Origin of the sequence: Janthinobacterium sp. SUN100, assembly GCF_030397705.1 — a bacterium.
GTDB classification, from domain to species: Bacteria; Pseudomonadota; Gammaproteobacteria; order Burkholderiales; family Burkholderiaceae_D; genus Janthinobacterium; species Janthinobacterium kumbetense.
The window spans coordinates 2,518,141-2,542,775 of sequence record NZ_JAPUBU010000001.1; the positions used below are offsets into that span (position 1 = coordinate 2,518,141).

The window sequence follows — 24,635 nt, forward strand, 5'->3', positions numbered from 1 at the left end:
CTAGGCCTTCAACTTGCCGGTAATGACTTTCCATTGCGCCGGCGTCACGGGCGTGATCGACAGCCGGCTGCCCTTCTTCAGCAGCAGCATGTCTTCCAGCTCCGGCATCTGGCGCATCTCGGACAGGGGCAGCAGCGCCGTCTTCTTCAGGCCGCGCACGTCGACGCTGATCCAGCGCGGCTGTTCAGGCGTCGCCTTGGCATCGAAATACTTGCCGCCCGCTTCAAACTGGCTGTGATCGGGATACGCGCCGCTGGCCACTTCGGCCACGCCCGCCACGCCCGGCTGCGGGCAGCTGGAATGGTAGAACAGCACGCCATCGCCCGGCTGCATGCCATCGCGCATGAAGTTGCGCGCCTGGTAGTTGCGCACGCCAAACCACGGCATGGTGTGCTGCGGCGCGGCCATCAGGTCGTCGATGCTCACTTCATCGGGTTCGGATTTCATCAGCCAGTATTGTTTCATGTTCACTCCCTATCAAAAGCAACAGGCGTAAAAAAACGGCTGAGCATGATGCTGCAACCGTTTTCTTGGTACTGCAAATTGGGCCCCGCCTGTGCCGCTATGCCGGCATCCCGAACCAAACGGTTCAAGGTGGTCACGTTAGTTCAATTTCGGGTTCGTCGAACGAGCGACGCTCACTCCCATCAAACAAAATTCGCAACCGATGCGCATAAATGGTTCAAGGAATATATGGCAATCGCGAACACCGCAGGGTAGACCCAAGTTTACTCCTTTGATCGCGCATCGCAAAGACAAATCGTCGCGTGCACGCTTAAAAAAGGTTTTCCTGGGGCGTCAGAGCACTATCCAATACTGTGTGCATGGCCGAGATTTTCTGCTTCACTTCCAGTATCGTCAATTCCGACAGCGGACCTTGCGGCGACTTCACGGACAGGAATTCCGCAGCCACGCCCAGGGCGGCCAGCACGGCGATGCGGTCGTTGCCCTTGACCTTGCCCGCGTCGCGGATGGCTTTCATTTTGCTATCGAGATAGATCGCCGCTTCGCGCAGCGCGCGCTCTTCGCCGTCGCGGCACACCATGCTGTAGGACTGGCCCATGATATTGACATCGACACGCGGCATTACGCTTCCTTCTCGTTCTCGGCAATATAGGCGCCCGCTTCCGAAGCGGCTTGCTCCAGGCCAGCTTGCACCAGTTCGGGAATTTTTTCCAGCAACGCTTCCACCCGCTCCTGCGCCTCGCGCATGCGTTGCACGTACAGGGCGTTGTCGGCGGCCAGCGCGGCATTGTCCTTGCGCAATTGCGCGTTTTCACGGCGCAGCGCATGGGTCATTTCGGCCAGCAGGCCTATTTTGTCGGATAATTCATTGAATTCGGAAATCATCCCGCCACTATAGGGCGGACGCTCCATGGGCGTCAATCGAATCACGCCGCTGTCACACATATTTACATCAATGCAGGGCAGTTGGCGGACAATACACGCTTTTTCCGGCGCTTTTCGCCATCTGCACGCATTGGCCAACGCCGCGATGGCAGCGTTTTACTCGTCGACGTAATCGGGTTCGATATCCAGTCCGCCATAGCGGTTTTCGCACGAGCGGCGCGTCAGCGTCTGTTGTCCACTCTTGCCGTCAAGCACCATCGTCAAGTCGCGGCAAGTACTGCGGTAGCTGCCAGGTTTGGCGTCCGTCCCCGAGGGCGTCAGGCGCACTGCCAGCGGCACCGCATTGCCCAGGCCCTTGTTGCTCCACTGGCGCGTCTTGCCATCCTCTTCATCCTTCAAGGTGCGCACGGCAGCCGTCAGCAAGGCTTTCTGTTCCTTCGCATTCAGCTTGGCGATGGTCACGTCGGACAGGAATGGCGGATACACGACGGGCGCCCGATCCTTGCCCTGCACATCCCAGTTGCCGCTGTTCTGCGAACAGGTGCGGCGGCTCAGGTCCTGCGACTTGCCGCCTGCCGTGACGACGAATTTCAGGTCGCGGCAGACGTGCGCCTTCAGGCTGTGCTCCGTCATGCCGGAGTTGCTGAAGTTATACGTGACTTTCACCAGCACGCCGCGGTCGCCGCCGTTATCCCACACATGGGCTTCCTGGTCGTCGTCATCCTTGTTCAAGTCGTTGAACAAGTCATTGAGCAGCATGTTCTTTTCCAGCGGGGTCAGGGCCGCCACGGTGATTTCATCAACGATGGTGGGCGTTTGTGCGGCGGCATTGCCCAGGCAGGCGAGGCCGATGACGGTGACGCCCAGCAGGCGCAGGGCGGGACGAGAAAGCGGGAATGGCATGGTGTTCTTTCTGGCGCGAGCGGTGATATATGGCGATATTGATATGCAATTGCAATCATCTTATCAAATTTCATAGTCAAACTCTGTTTCCTGTGCGTACAGGAACACCCCCTCTCCGAACGACATGCTAGAGTCGCGCCTGTTGCTGACGCCCGGGAACGAGGCTTGTGCTGGCGCAAACCCTGTGTAGATGCAGGCTCTGCTCAGCATCTATCTATATGTTCCCCTTGAATAAGCCCCCTACCGTCCCTATAATTAGCACTCGTTAGTAGAGAGTGCTAACAAACTCTTTCGTAGCAATCCTCAGGACATGATGGTGCTTGCCGGACAACAGCAGGGAACGCTACGCGGCGGGCGACGCCGCGATGCACCACTGCCGGATACAGGCAAGGACAGGATGACATGGGGTTTGCTTGACCGTTGCGGGCTGCTTTCAACGGCGGTCACTGAAAGCACGTCTGGCGCTGCGCCAGGCATGTAGTCATTTAGCAACACCTATCCATTGAACTTTAAGGAGTTTTGTATGAATCTGCGCCCATTGAACGATCGCGTCATCGTCAAACGCCTCGACCAGGAAACCAAAACTGCGTCCGGCCTCATCATTCCTGATGCAGCTGCTGAAAAACCGGATCAAGGCGAAGTCCTTGCCGTAGGCAATGGCAAGATTCTCGACGACGGCAAAGTCCGTCCTCTGGATGTCAAAGTGGGCGACCGCGTCCTGTTCGGCAAGTACGCCGGCCAAACCGTCAAAGTTGACGGCGATGAGCTGCTGGTCATGCGCGAAGAAGACATCATGGCGATCGTCGTCAAGTAATTGTTTCCACGTTGTAGACAGATACATCCCGAAACTCAGGAGAATTGAACATGGCAGCTAAAGAAGTAGTATTCGGCGACGCAGCGCGCGCCAAGATGGTCGAAGGCGTCAACATCCTCGCCAACGCAGTCAAAGTAACGCTGGGCCCGAAAGGCCGCAACGTGGTCCTGGAGCGCTCGTTCGGCGCCCCTACCGTCACCAAGGATGGTGTGTCGGTAGCGAAAGAAGTTGAACTCAAAGACAAGCTCATGAACATGGGCGCGCAAATGGTCAAGGAAGTTGCTTCCCGCACCAGCGACAACGCCGGCGACGGCACCACCACCGCGACCGTGCTGGCACAAGCCATCGTGCGCGAAGGCATGAAGTTCGTTGCCGCCGGCATGAACCCGATGGACCTGAAGCGCGGTATCGACAAAGCTGTTGCAGCCACCGTCGAAGAACTGGCGAAAATCGCCCGTCCTTGCACCACGACCAAGGAAATCGCCCAAGTTGGCGCGATCTCGGCCAACTCGGACTACTCGATCGGCGAGCGTATCGCTGAAGCGATGGAAAAAGTCGGCAAAGAAGGCGTCATCACCGTAGAAGACGGCAAGTCGCTGAACGACGAGCTGGACATCGTTGAAGGCATGCAGTTCGACCGCGGCTACCTGTCGCCATACTTCATCAACAACCCAGAGAAACAAGTTGCCGTACTGGACAGCCCATTCGTCCTGCTGTGCGACAAGAAAATCTCGAACATCCGTGACCTGCTGCCGGTACTGGAACAAGTCGCAAAAGCTGGCCGTCCACTGCTGATCATCGCGGAAGACATCGAAGGCGAAGCGCTGGCGACCCTGGTTGTGAACAACATCCGCGGCATCCTGAAAACTTGCGCAGTGAAAGCCCCCGGCTTCGGCGACCGCCGCAAAGCCATGCTGGAAGACATCGCTGTCCTGACCGGCGGCCAAGTGATCGCTGAAGAAGTCGGCCTGACCCTGGAAAAAGTGACCCTGGCCGAACTGGGCCAAGCGAAACGCATCGAAGTGGGCAAGGAAAACACCATCGTTATCGATGGCGCCGGCGAAGCTGCCTCGATCGAAGCACGCGTAAAACAAGTACGCGTACAGATCGAAGAAGCGACCTCGGACTACGACCGTGAAAAACTGCAAGAGCGCGTAGCCAAACTGGCTGGCGGCGTTGCCGTGATCAAGGTTGGCGCAGCCACCGAAGTCGAAATGAAAGAGAAAAAAGCCCGCGTTGAAGATGCACTGCACGCAACCCGCGCTGCCGTGGAAGAAGGCATCGTGCCAGGCGGCGGCGTAGCCCTGCTGCGCGCACGCGCCAACATCACGGTCAAGGGCGACAATCCTGATCAAGACGCTGGTATCAAGATCGTCCTGCGCGCAATGGAAGAGCCACTGCGCATGATCGTGCAAAACGCTGGCGAAGAAGCTTCGGTCGTCGTGGCAGCCGTACTGGCTGGCTCGGGCAACTACGGCTACAACGCTGCCAATGGCACGTATGGCGACATGGTTGAAATGGGCGTCCTGGACCCAGCCAAAGTGACCCGTTCGGCGCTGCAAAACGCCGCTTCGATCGCTTCGCTGATGCTGACGACCGACTGCATGGTCTGCGAAATCGCTGACGACAAAGCAGGCGGCGGCATGGGCGGCGGCATGGGTGGTATGGGCGGCATGGGCGGCATGGACGGCATGATGTAATGTCCGGCGGCCAGTCGCGCAGGCGACGGCGCGACTGGTCGCATACGCAGGGACAGGGCTGGCAGACCAAAAGCTGCCAGCGCCTCCCGGCGGCCCCGAAAGCCACCTTCTACGGAAGGTGGCTTTTTTTCGCCTCGCGCACCCTCAGTTCTGGCCGAGGCTCTCCGGATACACGATGGACGATGCATAATCAATGCGATTCTCCGTATCATCGGGCGGCAGACTGTTCGCGGCATATTTGATACCGGCAGCCAGTAAAGTCATGCTATGCCGCCCGAATGCCCCGACATCAACGTCGGGAAAAGTCATGCGGATGTCGCGCCGGTGATCACGCGTTTGATTGAATTTGGTCGATACCTTGCGGACAAACGACAGCGCCTCGCCATCAAGATACACACGGTAGATATTCGGATCCGTCGTCACCACGCACCCGCGCCAATGCAAGAAGAACCAGCCGGTTGCCGGGCTGGGATCAAAGGCAATCGTTGCGCGCACATCGCACGCCTTGCTGCTATACGCCAGATGTTGCGCCAAGCCCCCTCCCAGCGAGTGGCCGACCAGGTCGATGGGCGCTTGCACGCCCTCGGACCTGTTCTTGGCTGCCTTGCAGACAGGCGACGATGTCGTCTTCGGCAACACCCGCACCAGCGCTTCGATCAGGCGCCCCCCTTCTATACGGGCCTCGCTAAATTGGGGATTGGCGCCTACTCCAAAATCGACGTTGCTGAAGTTGGCGATCCAGTCGCTGCGCCACTCATACTTGGTATTTTCCGTACCGCGAAAGGCCAGCACCGCCTCCAGCGGGCGGCCCGACGCGTCCAGCCTGATGTAGGTCTCATATTGCAAGCCCCTGGCGCCACGGCAAGGTTGCAGCGGGCGACCTTGTTCCCCCGCTGGCTGCATGCCCAGTTTCCTGATAAGTTGCTGGTTCAGCCGAAACCACCCATCGGGCAAGCCACTGCGCAAGGGGGGCGAGTCCGTGGCGGTAACATAATCGCAGGCGCGCTCCTGGCGCTCCGACACATCAAGATCACGCCGGTAAACTGCTTCGGCCATGTCGGCATGCTTTGATATCTGGCGCAGCATGGCAAGCGCCTCGCCGGTCGGCAGGGTCTTTTCCACGGCGCCGGCAGCAGTATGCGCCGATTCATGGAGCGTTGGAAACTGCTTGCCCGTGCTTGCGCACGCGGCCAGAAAACATGACGCAATAAGCAGCGCCGTACGTTTGATCATGTTCATCGTTTCTCCGTGGACGTTGATGTGCTGAGCCCAAACCCGGACATTCCGTGCCTCGCCAGCGCAACAGACAGCCTGCAACAGGGCGTCTGCACCAAAGTTAGCACATAAGCAATTTCATACAAGCACTAATTTATTCAATTTGGAAATTTCATGGGGCCATGTTTTTTAATAACATATCAAAGGTAAACCGAAGGCAGTAGCGTCCAGCCCTGGATGCGGCACCCGCCCCGTGAACAGCTGCTTACCTGCCCCGGCGATTGCCGGCCTGTGCGTTTTGCTTTAGCATGGCCGCCATCGTCCCTCTTTCTCACGCTCACCATCATGCCGCCACGCGCCTCCTCTTCCAAAACCACCATCATCGCCGGCATCTTGGCCGGCTTGCTGGCCGCCGGGCTCGGCGCGTTCTACCTGCACCAGCAATCCGCGCCGCAGGCAGACAATGCCCCCGCCGCGAGCAGCCAGACGGCAGCGCCGGAGCAGAACGCGCGCGCCATCGATGCCTTGATGGCTTTGCCGGAAATCAAGGCCTGGTCGGCGCATATCGAAAAGGCGTCGGGCGGGCGCGCCCATGGCGCCGTGATGGAAACGTCGCCCGAGACGCGCCTCGTCGATGGCGTCGCCTATTATCAGCTGAGCTTTTTCGAAAATACGCCCGATGCGGCGCACCGGTGGGAGAGTTTCGTCGTCTCGCCCGACGGCAAGCGCATCCTCGTCGACGACATCGTCAGCGCTGAGCTGATCAGCCTGGAACAATGGCGCAAGGACAATGCGCCCATGCAGCGCGTCGCCACCCAGTAACGCCCCTGCACCGGCTGCGGGCGCGATGGCCAGGGACGCTTGCCTTGCAGCGCAAGCTTTACTTTCTGGCATCGAAGCCCGATACTCGCCCACATGCCAGCCATCACTGTCCGCCCCCTCGCGCCAGACGACGTTGCCGCCTACCGCGCGCTGCGCCTGGCCGGCATCGCCGAACTGCCCGCCGCCTTCTGCACCACGCATGCGGCGGAAAGCGGCTTGCCGCTGACACAGATAGCCCAGCGCTTGCGCGCCACTTCCCACCAAATAATATTTGGCGCTTTCGACGAGGAACAATTGATCGCGCTGGCCGGCCTGCGCCGCGAACCGATTGCCGTCGTGCATGACAAGGCCAGCCTGTGGGGTGTGTACGTGGCACCGCAGGCGCGCGGGCGCGGCGCGGGACGGCAACTGGTGCAGGCCGCCATCGCCCATGCCTGCACCATTCCCGAACTGGGCCGCGTGCGCCTGGCCGTGGCGCAGGACAACCACGCGGCATTGACCCTGTACCTCGGTTGCGGTTTTACCCTGGAAGACTGTCCCGCATCGGATGGCATGCTGCAAATGCAGCTGTGGCTGCCCCGCCCGGCGCGCGCAAGTGCCGAAAGTAATGTCTTTATGAAAATCAATACCTTACAAATCTCTGCGAAATAGCGGACAGGCCGTTTTTTCTGTTGCAAGCAAACGCGGCAGGCCTTAGCATCGCGGCTTACAAAAAAAACTTGGGGGAGAGCCAATGTCATCGGCCGAGACACAAACCGCCACGGGCAAAATGCCGCGGCAAATACCGTACATCATCGCCAACGAAGGCTGCGAACGCTTCAGCTTCTACGGCATGCGCAACATCCTGACGCCATTCCTCATCAGCACCTTGCTGCTGATGATCCCGATCGACCAGCGCACGGGCGAAGCCAAGCACGTCTTCCACACCTTCGTCATCGGCGTGTACTTCTTCCCGCTGCTGGGCGGCTGGCTGGCCGACCGCTTCTTTGGCAAATACAACACCATCTTCTGGCTCAGCCTCGTGTATTGCGCCGGCCATGCCTGCCTGGCCCTGTTTGAAAACAGCGTCAACGGCTTCTATTTCGGCCTGTTCCTGATCGCCTTCGGTTCCGGCGGCATCAAGCCCCTGGTGGCCTCGTTTGTCGGCGACCAGTTCGACCAGACCAACAAGCACAAGGCCAAGCTGGTATTCGACCTGTTCTACTGGATCATCAACTTCGGCTCATTCTTCGCTTCGCTGCTGATGCCGATGTTCCTGCGCGACTTCGGCCCGTCGATCGCCTTCGGCATCCCCGGCCTGATGATGCTGGCCGCCACCATCGTCTTCTGGATGGGCGCCAAGAAGTACGTGCACGTGCCGCCGGCGCCGCCGAATCCCGATTCGTTCACCCGCGTGGCCCGCACGGCCCTGCTGGCCCGTGTCGATGGCGGTTCGCGTCCCGGCCTGTACGTGGCCTACGTCGGCGTGATCGGCGCCCTGTATGCGTTCTACAGCATTCCCGAATGGGGCTTCGTGATTTCCGCGTGTACCGCGCTGGTATTGCTGCTGGCCTTCGGCAGCATCGGCACGGCCATGCAGCTGGAACGCGCACGCGGCATCCACCCTGACGAAGCCGTCGAAGGCGTGCGCGCCGTGCTGCGCATCCTCGTCATCTTCGCCCTCGTCACGCCGTTCTTCTCGCTGTTCGACCAGAAGGCCTCGACGTGGATCGTGCAAGCGAACACCATGGAAAAACCAAGCTGGTTCCTGCCGGCGCAGATGCAGGCGCTGAACCCGATGCTGGTGATGCTCTTGATCCCGTTCAACAACCTGGTGCTGTACCCGATGCTGAACCGCTTCGGCCTGGAAGCGACGGCCCTGCGCCGCATGACGGCCGGTATCGGCTTTTCCTCGCTGGCGTGGATCGTCATCGGTCTGCTGCAGCTGGCGCTCGACAGCGGCAACTCCGTCTCCATCATGTGGCAGATCCTGCCGTACGCCCTGCTGACGTTCGGCGAAGTGCTGGTCTCGGCGACAGGACTCGAGTTTGCCTACAGCCAGGCGCCCGTGTCCATGAAGGGCGCCATCATGAGCTTCTGGAACCTGTCGACCACGGTGGGTAACCTGTGGGTGCTGATCGTCAACCGCAGCGTCATGAACGAAGGCGTGATCGGCAAGATCGCCGAGAGCGGCATCAGCGTGACAGCCTTCCAGATGTTCTTCTTCGCCGCCTTCGCGGCCGTGGCCATGCTGGCCTTCGGCCTGTATGCGAAGCGCTACAAGATGGTGGACAACTACCGCCAGGCAGTCATCCCGGCGAAAGCGTGATGCCGGTTTGATGTAACGCAAAAGGGCGCCCTCGGGCGCCCTTTTTTACGTCGTCACCGTCGGCCCGTCGCGCCCCGTGCGCGCGCGGATCTGCGCCACTGTTTCCGCCACGGCGATCAGCCCCGCCAGCGCTTGCTGGGTCGGCAAGTCATGCTGGGCCGGATCGGCTGCGTAGCGCTCCAGGTACAGGCGCAGGCGCAGGGTGGCGCCTTCGGTACCCGTGCCGGACAGGCGCAGCACGATGCGCGCGCCGTCCGTCATGATGATGCGGATGCCCTGCTGCGTCGCCAACGAGCCGTCGACGGGGTCCGTGTAGCTGAAATCGTCGGCCAGCGCCACCGTGTAGCCGCCCAGCGCCTGGCCCGGCAAGGCGGCCAGCTGACCGCGCACGGCGTCCATCAGCTGCGCCGCTCCGGCGCTGTCGATGTCTTCGTAATCGTGGCGCGAATAATAGTTGCGGCCATGGGTGGCCCAGTGGGCGCGCACGATCTCTTCCACCGATTGCTTTTTCTCAGCCAGCAGGTTGAGCCAGAACAGCACGGCCCACAGGCCATCCTTTTCGCGCACGTGGTTCGAACCCGTGCCGTAGCTTTCTTCGCCGCACAGGGTAGCCAGGCCCGCGTCGAGCAGGGTGCCGAAGAATTTCCAGCCCGTCGGCGTCTCGTAGCACGGTATGTCCAGCGCGCTGGCGACCCGGTCGGCCGCGCCCGACGTGGGCATGGAGCGGGCGATGCCTTTCAGCCCGGCGCGGTAGCCGGGCGCCACGGTGGCGTTGGCGGCCAGGATGGCCAGGCTGTCCGAGGGCGTCACGTCGAAGCGGCGGCCGACGATCATGTTGCGGTCGCCGTCGCCATCCGAGGCGGCGCCGAAGTCGGGCCCATCGTCGGCCGCCATGATGGCGATCAATTCCTGCGCGTTGACGGGATTCGGGTCCGGGTGGCCGCCGCCGAAATCTTCCAGGGGCACGCCGTTGATGACGCTGCCCTTGGGCGCGCCCAGCATGCCTTCCAGGATGGCCGTCGCATACGGTCCGGAAACGGCGTGCATGCCGTCAAAGCAGATGCGCAAGCCGCCCGCGAACAGGGCGCGGATGGCGTCGAAGTCGAACAGCTGCTGCATCAGTTCCGCGTAATCGAGCACCGGGTCGATCACTTCGACCGTCATCTGTTCGATGCGCACCACTCCCAGGGTATCGAGGTCGATGTCGGCAGCGTCGCTGATACGGTATTCGGTGATCGTTTGCGTGCGCGCAAACATGGCCTCGGTGACTTTTTCGGGCGCCGGGCCGCCATTGGCGATGTTGTACTTGATGCCGAAATCGCCATCGGGGCCGCCCGGGTTATGGCTGGCCGACAGGATGAGGCCGCCGCTGGCGCCATGCTTGCGGATGACGCAGCTGACGGCCGGCGTCGACAGGATGCCGCCCTGTCCCAGCAGCACGCGCGCGTAGCCATGCGCGGCCGCCATGCGCAGCACCGTCTGGATGGCCGCGCGGTTGTAATAACGGCCGTCGCCGCCCAGCACCAGGGTCTGGCCGCGGCAATCGCTCAGCGTGTCAAAAACGCTCTGCACGAAATTTTCCAGGTATTGCGGTGCGCTGAAGACAGCCACCTTCTTGCGCAAGCCCGAAGTGCCGGGCCGCTGGCCCGCTACCGGCGCCGTATTGATGATTTGTATAGCCATCTTGCCTCCTTATTAACTTCCGATGGTAACGCATGCCAGGCAAGCGGCAAAGCGTTGTACATCTGCCACGGTGCGCCAAGCCGCTTAGCACCACATCCCGGCATGACATATAATGAGAATCATTCTCATATGCGGCATTCCTGGCTGCGGACTCATATATCGGACGCCGTGGTTGCACGCTATTACCAAGAACTGTTGAACTTTTGCTGGCGCAGCTTGCGCAACCGCGAGGCCGCTGCCGACCTGGTGCAGGAAAGCTATGCGCGCGTGCTGGGTGAAGCGGCCGTGCGCGAACCGCGCGCGCTGCTGTACCGCACGGCGCGCAACTTGCTGATCGACAAGCACCGCCGCGCCGCCTTGCGCCAGCACGAGGAGCTCGACGCCCTGCCGGAGGCCGCGCATCCGGCCGCCCCCCGTCATCTGCAGCCGGAACAGGCGCTGGAAAGCAGCCAGGACTGGCAAGCCTGCGTGGCCGCCATCGACGCCTTGCCGCCCCGCTGCCGCGACGCCTTCGTGCTGCACGTGTTCGAGGAATTGCCGCACGCGCAAATCGCCGCGCGCATGGGCATTTCCGTGAGCATGGTGGAAAAACATATCGCGCGCGGCATGCTCAGTTGCCAGGCGCAGTTGCATTCTTTGCGGGAAGCCACATAATGGCGCCCATGACCGCCCACTCGCCCCGCCATGATTTCGGCCCCTCTGCCCAGGAGCAGGCGGACTTGCGCGAGTACGCCGACTTTGCCGCCACACAAGATGACGTGGCGCTGGCGGCCGCCACTTGGTTCAGCCGGCACGGCAACCTCGATGCACAGGGCCAGTCGGCGTTTGCCGCCTGGCTGGCGGCCGATCCGGCCCATGCCGAAGCCTACGCGCAACTGCAAAGCACGCACCGCGTGGCGCGCCGGATTCCCCCGCAGGTCGCCGCGCGCTGGGCAGTGCCGCCAGCCGCAACGCACGTGACACCGCAGGCGCCGCGCCGTCATTGGCTGCGCGCGCTGCCGTATGCGGCCGCCGCCATGCTGCTGCTGAGCGTGGGCGCGGGCGGCTACCGGTGGTGGCAACAGCAAGCCGTGTTCAGCCAGTCATATGCCACCGTGCGCGGCCAGCGCCTGGCCGTCGCGCTGCCCGACGGCAGCCAGCTGCAGCTCGATACGGCCACGCAGCTGCACGTCACCCTGTACCGCCAGCGGCGCGAAGTGCGCCTGGCGCACGGCGAAGCGCTGTTCCAGGTGCAATCGAAGCAGGGCCAGCCCTTCGACGTGCTCAGCGGTCCCTTGACAGTGACGGTGGTAGGCACGCAGTTTTCCGTGCGCAATACCCTCGAACACGACGGCAAGCTGCGCGTGGCCGTGCAGCATGGCCAGGTGCGCGTGGCGGGTGCACGGCAAGACCGGGTCGACCTGCGGGCCGGCCAGGGCGTCAGCAGCGATGCCGGCGGCCGCCTGTCGGCCATCGCCAGCTTGGCCCCGGGCAGCGTGGCGCCGTGGCGCGACGGCCGGATCACCTTCGACAATGTGCCGCTGGGCGCGGCGCTGGCCGAGTTCGAACGCTATGGCGACACGGGCTTCGTCGTACGCGATCCCGCCGTCGCCAGGCTGCGCATCGGCGGCAGCTTCAGCCTGACCCAGCTGGACCGTTTCGCCGCAGCCCTGCCGCAACTCTTGCCCGTGCAGATCGTGCGCAGCGGCACCGTCAGCACCATCGGCATGGCGCCGAAAGCTGCCGCGCAGGCACCGGCCATGCAACTGCAATAAATGAAAATAATTCGCATTCGCAGGTGAGGGTTTTCTCCGCTGCCGCGTCTACCAAGTTAATCGACAATAAATTAACCTGGAGAAATGCAACATGTGGTCCCCCCGCCTCAATCTGACACCCGCCCCCCTCGCCCTGGCCGCCATGCTGGCCTTGGGCAACATCCCCCTGGCACAGGCGCAAACCTTGTCCCCCGTCAAACTGGCCATCGCCGCCCAACCGCTGGGGCAAGCCCTGAATGAGCTGGCACGGCAAGCCAATCTGCAACTGCTGTTTGCGCCGGAACTGGTGGCCGGCAAGACGGCGCCCGCCGTCAGCGGCACCCTGAGCGTGGCCGACAGCCTGGAGCGCCTGCTGGCCGGCAGCGGCCTGGCCGCCAGCATCGACGGCAACAGCGTCATCATCCGCCCCGCGCCCGCCGCCACGGGCAAGGTGGCGACCCTGGCGGAAATCACCGTCAGCGCGCGCCAGGACGCGACCATCGATACCGAGCTGACGAAGTCGTATGCGGCGCAAGCGGTGAGCATCGGCAAGGGCCGGCAAAGCCTGCGCGACATTCCCCAGTCCGTCTCCGTGCTGACGCGCCAGCAGCTGAACGACCAGAATTTGCTGAGCCTGGACGACGCCATGCGCGGCGTGACGGGCATCACCGTCGAAGCGAGCAGCACGGGCGGCAACCACGGCAATTTTTACTCGCGCGGCCATGCGCTCGACGCGGTACAGGTCGATGGCGTGATGACGCCCGCCAGCACGGGCAACGACCTGTCGGCCGGCTACGGCCTGGCCATCTATGACCGCGTGGAAGTGCTGCGCGGCCCCGCCGGCCTGTTCCAGGGCGCGGGCGATCCGGGCGGCACCATCAACCTGGTGCGCAAGCGGGCGCGCGACACCTTCGCCGCCAGCGGCGTGCTCAGCGCGGGTTCCTGGGACCGCTACTATGCGGAAGCGGACGTCACCGGCCCCCTGAGCGCGGATGGCAAGGTGCGCGGCCGCCTGGTGGCCGCCTATGAACACCGGCGCTCCTTCGTCGACCACGTGTATGCGGAAAAACCGCTGCTGTACGGCACCGTCGCCATCGACCTGGCGCCGGGCACCGTGCTGACGGGCGGTGTCACCTGGCAGGAATACAAGGGCCGTCCCGCCTTCGGCCTGCCCGCCTATGAAGACGGGCGCCTGCTCGACGTGCCCCGCTCGACCTACCTGGACCCGGCCTGGAACCACATCACGGAAAAGGTCACGGAATATTTTGCCGAACTCGATCACAAGCTGGACAACGGCGGCCAATTCAAGGTGACCGCCCTGTCCCGCGAACAGGACGAACCATCGCGCCATTTCGGCTGGTCCGATTGTTCGGCAGACCCTGTCACGGGCGACAGCTGCCTGATCACCTGGAGCTACCGCAGCCACTGGAAGACGCAGGGACTCGATGCTTACCTGGCCACGCCCTTCCAGGCGTTCGGCCGCAGCCACGACCTGATCGTGGGCGCCGACTACCGCCAGGTGCACAAGAATTTCCGCTACGGCGGCGGCAAGGACACCCCGATCAACATCTTCCATCCGGATAACAATATCCCCCAGCCCAGCTACACTTTTACTGACGGCAACGACAACCGCACCAAACAGTTCGGCCTGTATGCGCGCACCCGCCTGCAGGCAACGGACCGGCTGGCCGTCAACCTGGGCGGGCGCCTGACGCACCGGAACAACCATACCGTCAGCCGCAATACGTATTTCAACCAGTTCACCGACGTCAGCAACACCATCAAGGCCAAGTTCACACCGTACGCGGGCCTGGTCTATGAACTCGACAAGCAGGTGTCGGCCTACGGCAGCTACACGCGCATCTTCTCGCCCCAGACCACCACGGACGCAGCAGGCCAAACCCTGAAGCCGCGCACGGGCCAGCAATTCGAACTGGGCTTGAAGGCGGAGCTGTTCGACAAGAACGTCAATGCGCATGCGGCCCTGTTCCGCATGGAAGACGAGAACCGCGACATGCCCGATCCGGCCAACCCGCTGTTTTCCATCGGCGCCGGCAAGATGCGCAGCCAGGGCCTGGAAGCCGAGCTGAGCGGCAGCCCCCTGCCGGGCTGGAACATCACGAGCGGCTATTCCTACACCAGCACGCGCACCCTCGAAGGCAGCGATGACCAGAAAGCGCAACTGTATTCCTTCATCGCGCCACGGCATAACTTCAACCTGTGGACCAATTACCGGCTCGCCGGCGCGCTCGACAAGATCAGCGTGGGCGGCGGCTTGCGCAGCGTCAGCAGCATGTACCGCCTGAACGGGCCCGTGAAATTCGAACAGGGCCCCGTCACCACGGTGGGCTTGCAGGCGGGCTACCGCCTCAGTCCCACGCTGGAGCTGTCGTTGACGGTGAACAACCTGTTCGACAAAAAATACTACACGCGCGTGTGGGCCGCGTATGGTTCCAACTTCTATGGCGAACCGCGCAACGCCATGCTGACCCTGCGCGGCCAGCTGTAAACTCCGCGCTCCCGCGCACGCACGGCCGCCGCGTCACTGCGGTGGCCGTGCGCGTTTACAACATCACACTCTTGCATGTCTCGCAACCTCGCACTATAATAAGAATAGTTCTCATTCACATTTGGATTCCGTTCGGAGTCTGCATCTCGCATATCCCGCCTGCCATCGACCGGCCAGGACGGCATGGCCGATGCGCAGCTGGATGACACGCTGCGCCAGCCAGGCCTCCCTGCCAAGCAAGCCTTCCCATATCGATAACGCAAAAAGGTCGTTTCATGGCGCGAGCACGTTCGCTGGCCGGCGCTGCCGCCGCCACTTTTCGGTACTTTGCACCGCTGCGACAACCACGTTTCTCACCACAAACTAAGGCATACACCATGCACCTCACTTCCATCGCGCGCCTCGGCGCCCTCGCCGCCGCCCTGCTGGGCGCGGCCCTCGTTTCCGGCACGGCCAGCGCGCACCAGATCTGGCTGCAGCAGGACAGCAAGACGGCCAGCGTGTACTTCGGCGAATTCGGCGACAACCTGCGCGAAGCCTCGCCCGGCTTGCTGGACAAGTTCAGCATCAAGAACGTGACGTGGGTGTCCGCCAAGGGCGCGCAGCCGCTGCAGGCGAGCAAGACGGCCGGCGCGTTCATCCTGAATGGCAAGGTGGGCGCCGGCGAAAGCATCATCGTCGAGGAAGACAACTACCCGTCGTGGGAAGAGAAAAAGGATGGCAAGGCCACGCGCACCGTGTGGGTCCCGGCCGCGCGCCTGGTCGCCGACGGCAAGGCGCAAGCGCCCGCGCTGACCCTGGACCTGGTGCCGACCGGCAAAGCAGGTCAGTTCCAGGTCAGCTACCAGGGCAAGCCGCTGGCGCAAGCCAAGGTCAACGCCGTGGTGCAGTCGGGCTGGGGCAAGGAAGCGTGGAGCGATGCGCAAGGCCTGGTCAGCTTCCCGCTGCCATGGAAGGGCACCTATGTGCTGGAAGTGCAGCACACGGACAAGACGGCCGGCCAGCGCGGCGCGCAAGCCTATGACAAGGCCATGTTCGTGACGACCCTGAGCCTGGTGCAGCCGCAAGGCGTGACGCCGCTGCCGGCCGGCCCGGCCTTGCCACCGAGCAAGGATCACGACTGACCATGCAAGCGCCAGCCACCACTGAAAAAATGCCGCGCCTGCGGCTCTCCGCCGGGGCCGTGTACCGCCTCGGCGTGGCTTCGCGCAGCGTGGCGGCCATCGGCGGCGGCTACGTGCTGGCCGCGCTGGTCACCATGCTGCTGTCGGTGAGCCTGCCCATGGCCCGCTCCGAAGCCGTCATGACAGCTACCCTGCTGTCGTTTGCCATCTATACCTGCGCCGTGATGTGGGTCTTCGCCACGCGCAGCGCCCTGCGCGCCTGGCTGGGCCTTCTGATTCCCGCCGCCGTCATCGCCGCCATCCTGCAGTGGATGGACGCACTATCCTGGAGTCTCGCATGAAAGAAGGTTTCCGCCAGTCGATGGCATGGCTGCACACCTGGTCCGGCCTGCTCGTCTGCTGGATCTTGCTGCTGGTGTTTTGCGCCGGCACGGCCAGCTACTACCGCAATGAAATCACCCTGTGGATGCAGCCCGAACTGCATGGCGCCGCCGCCAGCGAAGTGACGACGGAAGTGGCGGCCAAGGTCGCGCAACAGGCGATGCAGGAGCGGGCCACGGGCGCCACGCGCTGGTTCATCAGCCTGCCCGGCGAACGCAATCCCGCCACGCAGCTGGGCTGGAGCAAACCGTCGCAACCGGGCGAAAAGAAACGCGGACGGCGCGGCAATTTTCATAGCGAAAAAGCCGACCCGGCCACGGGCGAAGTGCTGTCCAAGCCGCGCGAGACGCGGGGCGGCGAATTCCTCTACCGCCTGCATTTCGACCTGCACTACATGTCCGCCATCTGGGGCCGCTGGATCGTGGGCTTCTGCGCCATGTTCATGTTCGTCTCCATCATCAGCGGCATCGTCACGCACAAGCGCATCTTCAAGGACCTGTTTACCTTCCGGCCGAAGAAGGGCCAGCGCTCGTGGCTGGACGCGCATAACGTGACGGCCGTGCTGGCCCTGCCCTACCACATGATGATCACCTACACGGGCCTCGTCACCCTGATGTTCCTATATATGCCGTCCGGCGCCACGGCCGCCTACAAGGGCGACCAGGATGCCTTCTTTGCCGAAGCCTTCCCAGGCCGCTCGGACGAGCGCAAGGCGGCCGGCGTGGCCGCGCCGCTGACGCCGTTCGCGCCCCTCGTGCGCCAGGCGGAACAGCACTGGGGCGGCGGCAAGGTCGAGCGCATCTCCGTGAATAATCCGGGCGACGCCAACGCCACCGTGACGCTGTCGCGCGCGTCCGGACGCGACATGTCGTCGAAGCAGCCGTCGCTGGAATTCGATGGCGTGTCCGGCAAGCTGCTGGCCACCGACGGCGACGCGCTGCCCGGCGCGGCGGCCACGCACGGCGTCATGTATGGCCTGCACATCGCCCGTTTCGGCGGACCGCTGCTGCGCGCCCTGTTCTTCCTCTCCGGCCTGGCCGGCTGCGCCATGGTCGCCACGGGCGCCTTGCTGTGGGCCGTCAAGACGCGCCAGAAACAGGCCAAGGCGCTGGCCGCCGGCAAGCGCGCCAGCTTCGGCCTGCGCCTGGTGGAAGCGCTCAACATCGGCGCCATCGCCGGCATCCCGATCGCCTTCGGCGCCTATTTCTGGGCCAACCGCCTGCTGTCGGTGACGATGGAGGACCGGCCGCAGGAGGAAATCGCCTGCTTCTTCGGCGCCTGGGCCCTGGCCGCCATCATCGCCCAGCTGCGTCCGTCGCGCGCCATGTGGCGCATGCAGCTGGCCGCCGGCGCCTTCCTGCTGGCGTCGCTGCCCGTGCTGAACGTCTTCACCACCGAATCGCACTTGGGCGTGACCCTGTTCCTGGGCCGCGGCCCCGTGGCGGTGGCCGCCTTCGACCTGGTGGTGCTGGTGCTGGGCCTGGGCCTCGCGTATGCGGCGTTCAAATTGAAACCGCTGCCCGCGAAGGCGGCCAAGGCACACAAGGCAACGGATGCGGTAAAACCGGCGCAAACGATGGAGGCCGCGTGATGGAACTGTTAGCCAATTTCCTCGTCTTTGCCTTGTGCTACGCAGGCCTGTCCTCGCTGTGCCTGGCGATGGACCGCCACTACGCCGACTTGCACGGGCGCGGCGCCGAACCGCCCGCGCCGCTGCGCCGCCGCCTGCAGTGGACGGGGTGGCTGGCGCTGGCGGCCGGCCTGGCCTGGGCCATGCACATCGCCGGCGGCGGCTACGGCCTCGTCTACTGGGTCGGCAGCCTGACGGGCTGCGGCTTGCTGCTGATCTGGCTGCTGCCCTACGCGCCGCACCAGGCCATGCGCCTGGCGCGCCTCATCGGCGGCGCGGCCGTGCTGGCCGCCATCGCGCTGGCCGTGTTGTAGCGGGACTGGCTGCGCCGCCACGCGACGGTCATGCGTGGCGGCGCAGCAACAGCGCATTGCGCCGCCACGCCTGCCACGCTAAAATGAGAATAATTCTTATTTGCATTAAGGTTTTCCCCACCATGCCAGGCAGTCCGTTCGCGCCCTCTCCCTTGCTGCCCACGCAGCTGGAAAACCATTACCGCGCGCACCACGGCTGGCTGGCACACTGGCTGCAGCGGCGCCTGGGCAATGCTGCCGAGGCCGCCGACCTGATGCAGGATACCTTCGCGCGCCTGCTGGCCGGCGCGCCCGCGCAGCCGCAGACGCCGGCCCTGCGCGCGCCGAAAGCCTACCTGGCGACCGTCGCCAAGCACCTGCTGATCAATCACTTGCGGCGCCAGTCGCTGGAACGCGCGTGGCTGGCAGCGCTCGCTGCCCTGCCCGAACAGCATCTGCCATCGACCGAGCAGCGCGCGCAAATCCTGCAGGCGCTGCAAGCGGTCGATGCCATGCTCGACGGCCTGAAACCGAAGGTGCGCGCCGTCTTCATCCTGGCGCAGATCGAAGGCCATGCCTATGCGGACATCGCCGCGCAACTGGGCATCGGCGAGCGCTCCGTGAAGCGCTACATGGCCGAGGCGCTGACCGAATGCGTGCTGCTGGCGCCGGACCTGCTGCCATGAGCGCGGCCGCTCCACCGTCTCCTCTGCTGTCGCGCAAGGTGGCGCGCCAGGCCGTCGAATGGTATTTGCTGGAGCAGTCGGGCCAGGCCACGCCGGACGACCTGGCCGCCAGTGCGCAGTGGCGCGCGCTCGACCCGGAACACGCGCGCGCCTGGAACAGGGTGCAGCAAGTGAGCCAGACCGCCGGTCTGCTGCCGCCGGAGCTGGCCGTGCCCGTGCTGCGCCGTCCGCAGCGCCGCGTGGCCGTGCAGCTGCTGCTGGCGCTGATGGCGGCGCCCGCCGCCTGGCTGCTGGCGCGCCACGAGATACTGGCCGATTACCGCAGCGGCGTGGGCGAGCGGCGCGACATATCCTTGCCCGATGGCGGCACCCTGGTGCTCAACACGGACAGCGCCGTCGATGTGGCGTATGGCCCCGACGAACGCCGTCTGACCCTGCGCCGCGGCGAAGTGCTGGTGCAGACGCGCCCCGACCACGCGGGCAGCCGCCCGTTCATCGTCGCCACCTGCCATGGACGCATCCGCGCACTGGGCACGCGCTTCACCGTGCGCGTCGACGACGACGGCAGCCGCGTGACGGTGCTCGAACACGCGGTGGAAATCACGCCGCGCGCCCCCTCGGCCACCGTCCGCACGCTCATGGCGAACCAGCAGGGCCGCTTCGACGCCAGCCACGCCAGCCTGCCCACGCCGGCGCCGCTGCAAGCCGACGCGTGGGCGCGCGGCATGCTGGCGGCGCAGGACATGCGCCTCGACGCCTTCGCCTTCGAACTGTCGCGCTACCGCCCCGGCCTGCTCCGCGTGGAACCGCAGGTGGCGGGCTTGCGCCTGTCGGGCGCCTTCCAGCTCGACGACACGGACGCCGTGCTGGACAGCCTGGCGCGCATGCTGCCCGTCGACGTGCTGTACCGCAGCCCGTACTGGGTCACCATCGCGGCCCGCAAAAAATAACTTACAAAATTGGCCCCTTTTTTCACCGCTGCCTGTCCTGTGAGTATTACAACGACACTCACCGGAAAGGAAAGACCATGCACCCTCCTCGTCTGACTCCCCTCGCGCGCGCCATCGGCAGCGCCGTGCTCCTGCTGTCGCTGGCGCAGGCGCCGGCCATGGCAGCCGATGCCGCCGCCGCGCCGGTTGCCGCGCAAACGGCCTTCAACGTGCCGGGCGGCGAGCTGTCCGCCGCCATCGCCAGCTTTGCCATCGAGGCGAAGGTGAGCGTGGGCGCGGCGGCCGAGCTGCTGCAAGGCGTGCGCACGCCGGGCCTGAGCGGCAGCTACACGGTGCCGCAGGCGCTGGCCCGCCTGCTGGCCGGCACGGGCCTCGAAGCACTGCCCAGCGGAGAACGCAGCTACGTGCTGCGCAAGTCGGGCGCTGCCTCGCCCGCCGCGCCGATCGCCGCCACCCTGGGCGAAGTGTCCGTCAGCTCCAGCGTCCTGCGCGACGGCACCACGGAAGGCAAGCGCGGCTACGCGGGCCTGACCAGCGCCACGCGCCTGAACCTGTCGCTGCGCGAAACGCCGCAAGCCGTCAGCGTCATCACGCGCCAGCAGATCGAGGACCAGGGCTTGAAGACCCTGCAGGACGTGCTGCTGCAGGCGCCCGGCATCACGGTGGACCATTCGTCGAGCACGCGCGAATACGACCAGGTGTTTTCCCGCGGCTTCGAAGTCACGTCGTACATGTTCGACGGCATCCCGACCAGCAAGAGCCTGGAAGCGCGCACCTACGACATGGCCATCTACGACCGCGTCGAGGTCATCCGCGGCGCGACAGGCCTGATCAGCGGCACGGGCAGCCCGTCGGCCGCCATCAACCTGGTGCGCAAGCGCCCGGGCCGCACGTTCGCCGCCACGGCCGGCGCGCAGCTGGGATCATGGGACCGTTACCGTGTCGAGGGCGATGTCTCGACGCCCTTGACGGCGGACGGCAAGGTGCGCGCGCGCCTCGTCGCCGCGCATGAAGACCAGCGCTCGTTCATCGACCGCTACCAGCAGAAAAAGGACGTGCTGTACGCCATCGTCGAAGCGGACCTGTCGCCTTCGACGGTGCTCAGCGCCGGCATCAACTACCAAAAGGAAAAGCTCAAGGGCGCGGGGCGCGAATTCCCCGTGTTCTACGCCGACGGCGCGCAAACCCATTTTCCCCGCTCGATGAACGGCACGGCCGCGTGGAGCACGTATGACCGCGAACAGAACATGCTGTTCGCCACGCTCGACCACTATTTCGACAACGACTGGATCGCCAAGGTGGCCGTCAGCCGCAGCAGCAACCAGTACGACGCCCTGCAGGGGTTTTCCGGCAACGGCTACCCGGACCGCGTGACGGGCGGCGGCATGAAGCTGTGGCTGGCCAACTGGCACAGCAAGCCGCAACAGACCTCGCTCGACGCGTACGTGAGCGGCCCGTTCCAGGCCTTCGGCCGCAAGCATGAACTGGTGCTGGGCGTGAGCGCCTCGGAACTCAAGACGAATGGCCCCATCTACCCGAACTGGCGCCTCGACGGCTACGACTACACGGTGCCGGATATCCACGCCTGGCATGGCGCTATGCCAGTACCCGACTACAGCGGCACGCGCCTGGGTTCCTCGTACGACAAGGAATGGGAAAGCAGCGTGTATTCGACCCTGCGCCTGCGCCCGACGGACGCGCTGTCGGTGATTGTCGGGGCGCGCCTGTCGTACTGGAAGCGCGACATCCGCAGCGATTATTTCAACGATACGGACCTGTACGACGCCATGCGCGAAAACGGCAAGATCACGCCGTATGCGGGCCTGGTCTACGACCTGGGCCAGCACTGGTCGGCCTACGCCAGCTACACCAGCATCTTCACGCCGCAAAGCCAGCGCGACGTCAACAGCCGCTTCCTGGCGCCGCTGGAAGGCAAGAACTACGAAGTGGGCGCCAAGGGCGAATTCTTCGGCGGCAAGCTCACCACCAGCGCGGCCCTGTTCCAGCTGAAGCAGGAAAACCTGGCCGAAGCCGATCCGGGCAACATCTGGATCATCGGCACGGGCGGCGGCTCCTACGCCTATCACACGGTGAAGGGCGCCACCACGCGCGGCCTCGAGGCGGAAGTATCGGGCCAGCTGCGCCCCGGCTGGCAGCTGACGGCCAGCTATGCGTATAGCCGCATCCGCAACGCCGCCGGCGAGCGCATCCAGACCAACCAGCCGCAGAACATGGCCAAGCTGTGGACCACGTGGCGCCTGGCGCAGGGCGTGCCTGGCCTGGTGCTGGGCGGCGGCGTGAACTGGCAGAGCGATATCTACATGGATGACCGCGGGCCGAACGGCGAACGCTTCACGCAGAAGGCGTATGCCGTGGCGGGACTGATGGCGCAGTACCAGGTCACGCCGCAGCTGATGGCGACCCTGAACGTGAACAACGTCTTCGACAAGAAGTACTACTCGACGGGCATGGGCGGCTACTACGGCGATCCGCGCAACGCCATGCTGTCGCTGCGCTATCAGTTCTGAATGGCTTCACTGCTTTTGAGCAGCACCTCGATGCCCTCGGGCGCCATGGCGCGGCCCAGGAAATAGCCAAACGCCTCGTCGCAGCCCATCTCGGCCAGCAGTTCCAGCTGCTCGCCGCTTTCCACCCCGCCGGCGATGGTGCGCAATCCCAGCGTGCGCGCCATCGCCACGATGGCGCGCACCATGGCGCCGTCGCCGCCCGTCTTGCCCACGTCGTCGACGAAGCATTTTTCGATCTTCACGGCATCCGTGGGAAAGCGTTTCAGGTAATTGAGCGAAGCGTCGCCCGTGCCGAAATCGCTGATGGCGATCGCCATGCCCAGCTGGCGGAACTGGCGCAATATCAGTTCGCAGTTCTGGTTGCGGTCGATCAGGATGCCGGCGGCGATTTCCAGCTCGATGCAATGCCCCGGCACGCCGGCCGCTTCCAGCGCGGCGGCGAAATTGCGCGCGATGTCGCGCTGGTAGAACTGGCGCGCCGACAGGCTGACGGACACCGTCAGCATCTGCCCCTGCGCGATCCACCTGCGCGCCTGTTCCACCGCCGTGGCCATCACCCACGCTCCCACCGGCAGGATCAGGGCGATTTCCTCCAGTACCGGTAAAAAATCGAGCGGCATCATCAGGCCCAGCTCCGGGTGCTTCCAGCGCAGCAGCGCCTTCACGCCCGTGATCGTGCGCGTCTTCAAATCCATGCGCGGCTGGTAGAACAGGGCGAATTCATTGCGTTCGAGCGCGTGGCGCAAGGCCGTCTCGAGGATGGTGCGCGAATACGATTGCGTCTGCATGCGCGGCGCGTAGCGCAGGCAGGTGCCGGGCGCGTGGCGCTTGGCCGCATACATGGCCAGGTCGGCCTTTTCGATCAGCGCATTGACATCGTCGTCATCGTCCGGGTACAGGGCCACGCCCACGCTGGCCGCCACCGACAGGCTGTATTCGCCGATGACGAAGGGGGCGGCGATGGCGCCGACAATTTTCTCGGCCACCCGCTCGGCATCGTGCGCCGTGCGCAATTCCGTCAGCAGGATGATGAATTCGTCGCCGCCCTGGCGCGCCACCGTGTCGACCTTGCGCACGCACTGCTGCACCCGGCGCGCGAACTCCGTCAGCACCTGGTCGCCCACGTCGTGCCCCAGGCTGTCATTGATGGATTTGAAGCGGTCGATATCGACGAACAGCACCGCCAGCAACGCCTGGTGGCGGCGCGCGTAGGCGATGCCGTGCTCGAAGCGGATCTGGAAATGCAGCCGGTTCGGCAAGCCCGTCAAGCCGTCGTGGTGGGCGATGAATTCCAGCTGCTGCTCGGCGCGCCGGCGCGCCGACACGTCGTGCAGCAGCAGCACCGCGCCGCCCTGCGCCAGCGGTGCGCAGCTGTACTGCACGTCGATGCGCTTGCCGTCGAGATGGCGCAGCAGCACGGCGCCGCGTGCCACTTCCAGCACTTCCTGCTGCGCCACGCAGTCGCGCACCTGGCGCGCCGCATCGATGGGCGTGCCGTCATGGAACAGCGGCAGCAGCTGCGTCACGGGCTGGCCCAGGCCATCGTCGCCCAGCAGCCCGCCCATGGCGCTGGCGCGGGGATTCAGGTAGCGCACCACGCCAGCGTGGTCGGTGCCGACGACGGCCGCCGGCAAGGCGTGCAGCAGCGCCAGCGCATCTGCCATGCGCTGCGCCTGCGCCGCCTGCAGCACCACGCCTGTCGCATGGCGCAGGCGCCACGTGCGCGCCGCCTGCCACTGGCAGGCCAGCAGCACGCTCAGCATCACGGCCAGGGTCAGGCACAGCGCCAGCAGCAGCGTCGTCATGCGTCACCCGGCAGGCAAGAGGTGGAAGACATGCTTTTCCTTTGCAACGCGCGCCATGCGGCCGGGCGCGGAACCATGCGGAAAGGAAATAATATAAGAATTCCGGCGCGATATTTGCCTGATCGGGCGCCGCTTGACTGGTGTCAATCACGGCGGGGCGTGATCACTGTTGCAATCCTCCCACAGACAATCTCACCAATT

Annotated in this window: 22 protein-coding genes and 1 other RNA gene; 15 read left to right on the forward strand and 8 right to left on the reverse strand. The window is 64.3% G+C overall.

Annotated features, from left to right (window positions below):
- The 5 genes from O0881_RS11140 to O0881_RS11160 all read right to left on the reverse strand — a co-directional run bounded on the left by O0881_RS11140 (position 1) and on the right by O0881_RS11160 (position 2,253).
- Positions 1 to 465 (reverse strand): EVE domain-containing protein, encoded by a 465-nt coding sequence (locus tag O0881_RS11140; RefSeq protein ID WP_099666763.1) that lies wholly within the window; start codon positions 463 to 465, stop codon positions 1 to 3.
- 78 nt (positions 466 to 543) lie between these two features.
- Positions 544 to 721: non-coding RNA, 6S RNA (gene ssrS, locus O0881_RS11145), on the reverse strand.
- Positions 722 to 775: 54 nt separating this feature from the next.
- Entirely contained in the window at positions 776 to 1,087 is a 312-nt protein-coding gene (locus O0881_RS11150) for a cell division protein ZapA (protein WP_034747344.1), read from the reverse strand.
- Positions 1,087 to 1,350 carry a hypothetical protein gene (locus tag O0881_RS11155; RefSeq protein WP_035821615.1) on the reverse strand — a complete coding sequence of 88 codons (264 nt, stop codon included), beginning with the start codon at positions 1,348 to 1,350 and terminating at the stop codon, positions 1,087 to 1,089. The genes O0881_RS11150 and O0881_RS11155 overlap by 1 nt, the downstream gene beginning before the upstream one ends.
- Positions 1,351 to 1,506: 156 nt before the next feature.
- Positions 1,507 to 2,253, reverse strand: coding sequence for a hypothetical protein (locus O0881_RS11160; RefSeq protein ID WP_289911282.1), 747 nt, complete (start codon positions 2,251 to 2,253; stop codon positions 1,507 to 1,509).
- A 523-nt stretch (positions 2,254 to 2,776) separates the two neighbouring features.
- On the opposite strand from O0881_RS11160, the gene groES reads away from it, so the two are divergent.
- On the forward strand, positions 2,777 to 3,067 hold the full coding sequence (gene groES, locus O0881_RS11165; protein WP_010400979.1) for a co-chaperone GroES: 291 nt from the start codon (positions 2,777 to 2,779) through the stop codon (positions 3,065 to 3,067).
- A 50-nt stretch (positions 3,068 to 3,117) separates the two neighbouring features.
- Positions 3,118 to 4,767, forward strand: coding sequence for a chaperonin GroEL (gene groL / locus O0881_RS11170; RefSeq protein WP_034786546.1), 1,650 nt, complete (start codon positions 3,118 to 3,120; stop codon positions 4,765 to 4,767).
- Positions 4,768 to 4,911: 144 nt separating this feature from the next.
- On the opposite strand, the gene O0881_RS11175 is transcribed toward groL, so the two are convergent.
- Positions 4,912 to 6,006: a hypothetical protein gene (locus tag O0881_RS11175; protein ID WP_289911283.1), complete on the reverse strand. Its 1,095-nt coding sequence runs from the start codon at positions 6,004 to 6,006 to the stop codon at positions 4,912 to 4,914.
- A gap of 321 nt (positions 6,007 to 6,327) precedes the next feature.
- On the opposite strand from O0881_RS11175, the gene O0881_RS11180 reads away from it, so the two are divergent.
- The 3 genes from O0881_RS11180 to O0881_RS11190 all read left to right on the forward strand — a co-directional run bounded on the left by O0881_RS11180 (position 6,328) and on the right by O0881_RS11190 (position 9,112).
- Complete coding sequence (locus O0881_RS11180; protein WP_289911284.1) at positions 6,328 to 6,804, forward strand: hypothetical protein; 477 nt, start codon at positions 6,328 to 6,330, stop codon at positions 6,802 to 6,804.
- Between the two features lie 93 nt (positions 6,805 to 6,897).
- Complete coding sequence (locus tag O0881_RS11185; RefSeq protein ID WP_289911285.1) at positions 6,898 to 7,455, forward strand: GNAT family N-acetyltransferase; 558 nt, start codon at positions 6,898 to 6,900, stop codon at positions 7,453 to 7,455.
- 118 nt (positions 7,456 to 7,573) lie between these two features.
- A complete protein-coding gene (locus tag O0881_RS11190; protein WP_289911286.1) occupies positions 7,574 to 9,112 on the forward strand; it encodes an oligopeptide:H+ symporter in 1,539 nt (512 codons plus the stop codon).
- A gap of 45 nt (positions 9,113 to 9,157) precedes the next feature.
- On the opposite strand, the gene O0881_RS11195 is transcribed toward O0881_RS11190, so the two are convergent.
- A complete protein-coding gene (locus O0881_RS11195) occupies positions 9,158 to 10,795 on the reverse strand; it encodes an alpha-D-glucose phosphate-specific phosphoglucomutase (protein WP_289911287.1) in 1,638 nt (545 codons plus the stop codon).
- A gap of 168 nt (positions 10,796 to 10,963) precedes the next feature.
- Here O0881_RS11195 and O0881_RS11200 point away from each other — a divergent pair, with 168 nt between their 5' ends.
- The 10 genes from O0881_RS11200 (at position 10,964) to O0881_RS11245 (ending at position 22,629) form a co-directional block, all read left to right on the forward strand.
- Positions 10,964 to 11,449, forward strand: a complete 486-nt coding sequence (locus O0881_RS11200) for a sigma-70 family RNA polymerase sigma factor (RefSeq protein ID WP_289903810.1) — start codon at positions 10,964 to 10,966, stop codon at positions 11,447 to 11,449.
- A gap of 8 nt (positions 11,450 to 11,457) precedes the next feature.
- Positions 11,458 to 12,549, forward strand: coding sequence for a FecR domain-containing protein (locus O0881_RS11205; RefSeq protein WP_289911288.1), 1,092 nt, complete (start codon positions 11,458 to 11,460; stop codon positions 12,547 to 12,549).
- A gap of 91 nt (positions 12,550 to 12,640) precedes the next feature.
- On the forward strand, positions 12,641 to 15,037 hold the full coding sequence (locus O0881_RS11210; RefSeq protein ID WP_289911289.1) for a TonB-dependent receptor: 2,397 nt from the start codon (positions 12,641 to 12,643) through the stop codon (positions 15,035 to 15,037).
- Positions 15,038 to 15,414: 377 nt separating this feature from the next.
- Entirely contained in the window at positions 15,415 to 16,161 is a 747-nt protein-coding gene (locus O0881_RS11215) for a DUF4198 domain-containing protein (protein ID WP_289911290.1), read from the forward strand.
- Positions 16,162 to 16,163: 2 nt separating this feature from the next.
- The gene (locus tag O0881_RS11220; protein ID WP_289911291.1) at positions 16,164 to 16,502 is read left to right on the forward strand and encodes a DUF3649 domain-containing protein; all 339 of its coding nucleotides are present in this window, start codon (positions 16,164 to 16,166) and stop codon (positions 16,500 to 16,502) included.
- Positions 16,499 to 18,133: a PepSY-associated TM helix domain-containing protein gene (locus tag O0881_RS11225; RefSeq protein WP_289911292.1), complete on the forward strand. Its 1,635-nt coding sequence runs from the start codon at positions 16,499 to 16,501 to the stop codon at positions 18,131 to 18,133. The genes O0881_RS11220 and O0881_RS11225 overlap by 4 nt, the downstream gene beginning before the upstream one ends.
- Positions 18,133 to 18,486 carry a DUF3325 domain-containing protein gene (locus O0881_RS11230; protein ID WP_289904812.1) on the forward strand — a complete coding sequence of 118 codons (354 nt, stop codon included), beginning with the start codon at positions 18,133 to 18,135 and terminating at the stop codon, positions 18,484 to 18,486. The genes O0881_RS11225 and O0881_RS11230 overlap by 1 nt, the downstream gene beginning before the upstream one ends.
- Before the next feature lie 122 nt (positions 18,487 to 18,608).
- Complete coding sequence (locus tag O0881_RS11235) at positions 18,609 to 19,151, forward strand: sigma-70 family RNA polymerase sigma factor (RefSeq protein ID WP_289911293.1); 543 nt, start codon at positions 18,609 to 18,611, stop codon at positions 19,149 to 19,151.
- Positions 19,148 to 20,101: a FecR domain-containing protein gene (locus tag O0881_RS11240; RefSeq protein ID WP_289911294.1), complete on the forward strand. Its 954-nt coding sequence runs from the start codon at positions 19,148 to 19,150 to the stop codon at positions 20,099 to 20,101. The genes O0881_RS11235 and O0881_RS11240 overlap by 4 nt, the downstream gene beginning before the upstream one ends.
- Positions 20,102 to 20,178: 77 nt before the next feature.
- Complete coding sequence (locus O0881_RS11245) at positions 20,179 to 22,629, forward strand: TonB-dependent receptor (protein WP_289911295.1); 2,451 nt, start codon at positions 20,179 to 20,181, stop codon at positions 22,627 to 22,629.
- Here O0881_RS11245 and O0881_RS11250 read toward each other — a convergent pair.
- Positions 22,620 to 24,434, reverse strand: coding sequence for an EAL domain-containing protein (locus O0881_RS11250; RefSeq protein WP_289911296.1), 1,815 nt, complete (start codon positions 24,432 to 24,434; stop codon positions 22,620 to 22,622). The genes O0881_RS11245 and O0881_RS11250 overlap by 10 nt on opposite strands.
- Positions 24,435 to 24,635 lie beyond the last annotated feature (201 nt).

Coding starts and splice junctions, on each gene's coding strand:
- O0881_RS11140 (WP_099666763.1), bottom strand. CDS start 465: ATGAAACAATACTGGCTGATGAAATCCGAACCCGATGAAGTGAGCATC.
- O0881_RS11150 (WP_034747344.1), bottom strand. CDS start 1,087: ATGCCGCGTGTCGATGTCAATATCATGGGCCAGTCCTACAGCATGGTG.
- O0881_RS11155 (WP_035821615.1), bottom strand. CDS start 1,350: ATGATTTCCGAATTCAATGAATTATCCGACAAAATAGGCCTGCTGGCC.
- O0881_RS11160 (WP_289911282.1), bottom strand. CDS start 2,253: ATGCCATTCCCGCTTTCTCGTCCCGCCCTGCGCCTGCTGGGCGTCACC.
- groES (WP_010400979.1), top strand. CDS start 2,777: ATGAATCTGCGCCCATTGAACGATCGCGTCATCGTCAAACGCCTCGAC.
- groL (WP_034786546.1), top strand. CDS start 3,118: ATGGCAGCTAAAGAAGTAGTATTCGGCGACGCAGCGCGCGCCAAGATG.
- O0881_RS11175 (WP_289911283.1), bottom strand. CDS start 6,006: ATGAACATGATCAAACGTACGGCGCTGCTTATTGCGTCATGTTTTCTG.
- O0881_RS11180 (WP_289911284.1), top strand. CDS start 6,328: ATGCCGCCACGCGCCTCCTCTTCCAAAACCACCATCATCGCCGGCATC.
- O0881_RS11185 (WP_289911285.1), top strand. CDS start 6,898: ATGCCAGCCATCACTGTCCGCCCCCTCGCGCCAGACGACGTTGCCGCC.
- O0881_RS11190 (WP_289911286.1), top strand. CDS start 7,574: ATGCCGCGGCAAATACCGTACATCATCGCCAACGAAGGCTGCGAACGC.
- O0881_RS11195 (WP_289911287.1), bottom strand. CDS start 10,795: ATGGCTATACAAATCATCAATACGGCGCCGGTAGCGGGCCAGCGGCCC.
- O0881_RS11205 (WP_289911288.1), top strand. CDS start 11,458: ATGACCGCCCACTCGCCCCGCCATGATTTCGGCCCCTCTGCCCAGGAG.
- O0881_RS11210 (WP_289911289.1), top strand. CDS start 12,641: ATGTGGTCCCCCCGCCTCAATCTGACACCCGCCCCCCTCGCCCTGGCC.
- O0881_RS11215 (WP_289911290.1), top strand. CDS start 15,415: ATGCACCTCACTTCCATCGCGCGCCTCGGCGCCCTCGCCGCCGCCCTG.
- O0881_RS11220 (WP_289911291.1), top strand. CDS start 16,164: ATGCAAGCGCCAGCCACCACTGAAAAAATGCCGCGCCTGCGGCTCTCC.
- O0881_RS11225 (WP_289911292.1), top strand. CDS start 16,499: ATGAAAGAAGGTTTCCGCCAGTCGATGGCATGGCTGCACACCTGGTCC.
- O0881_RS11230 (WP_289904812.1), top strand. CDS start 18,133: ATGGAACTGTTAGCCAATTTCCTCGTCTTTGCCTTGTGCTACGCAGGC.
- O0881_RS11235 (WP_289911293.1), top strand. CDS start 18,609: ATGCCAGGCAGTCCGTTCGCGCCCTCTCCCTTGCTGCCCACGCAGCTG.
- O0881_RS11240 (WP_289911294.1), top strand. CDS start 19,148: ATGAGCGCGGCCGCTCCACCGTCTCCTCTGCTGTCGCGCAAGGTGGCG.
- O0881_RS11245 (WP_289911295.1), top strand. CDS start 20,179: ATGCACCCTCCTCGTCTGACTCCCCTCGCGCGCGCCATCGGCAGCGCC.
- O0881_RS11250 (WP_289911296.1), bottom strand. CDS start 24,434: ATGACGACGCTGCTGCTGGCGCTGTGCCTGACCCTGGCCGTGATGCTG.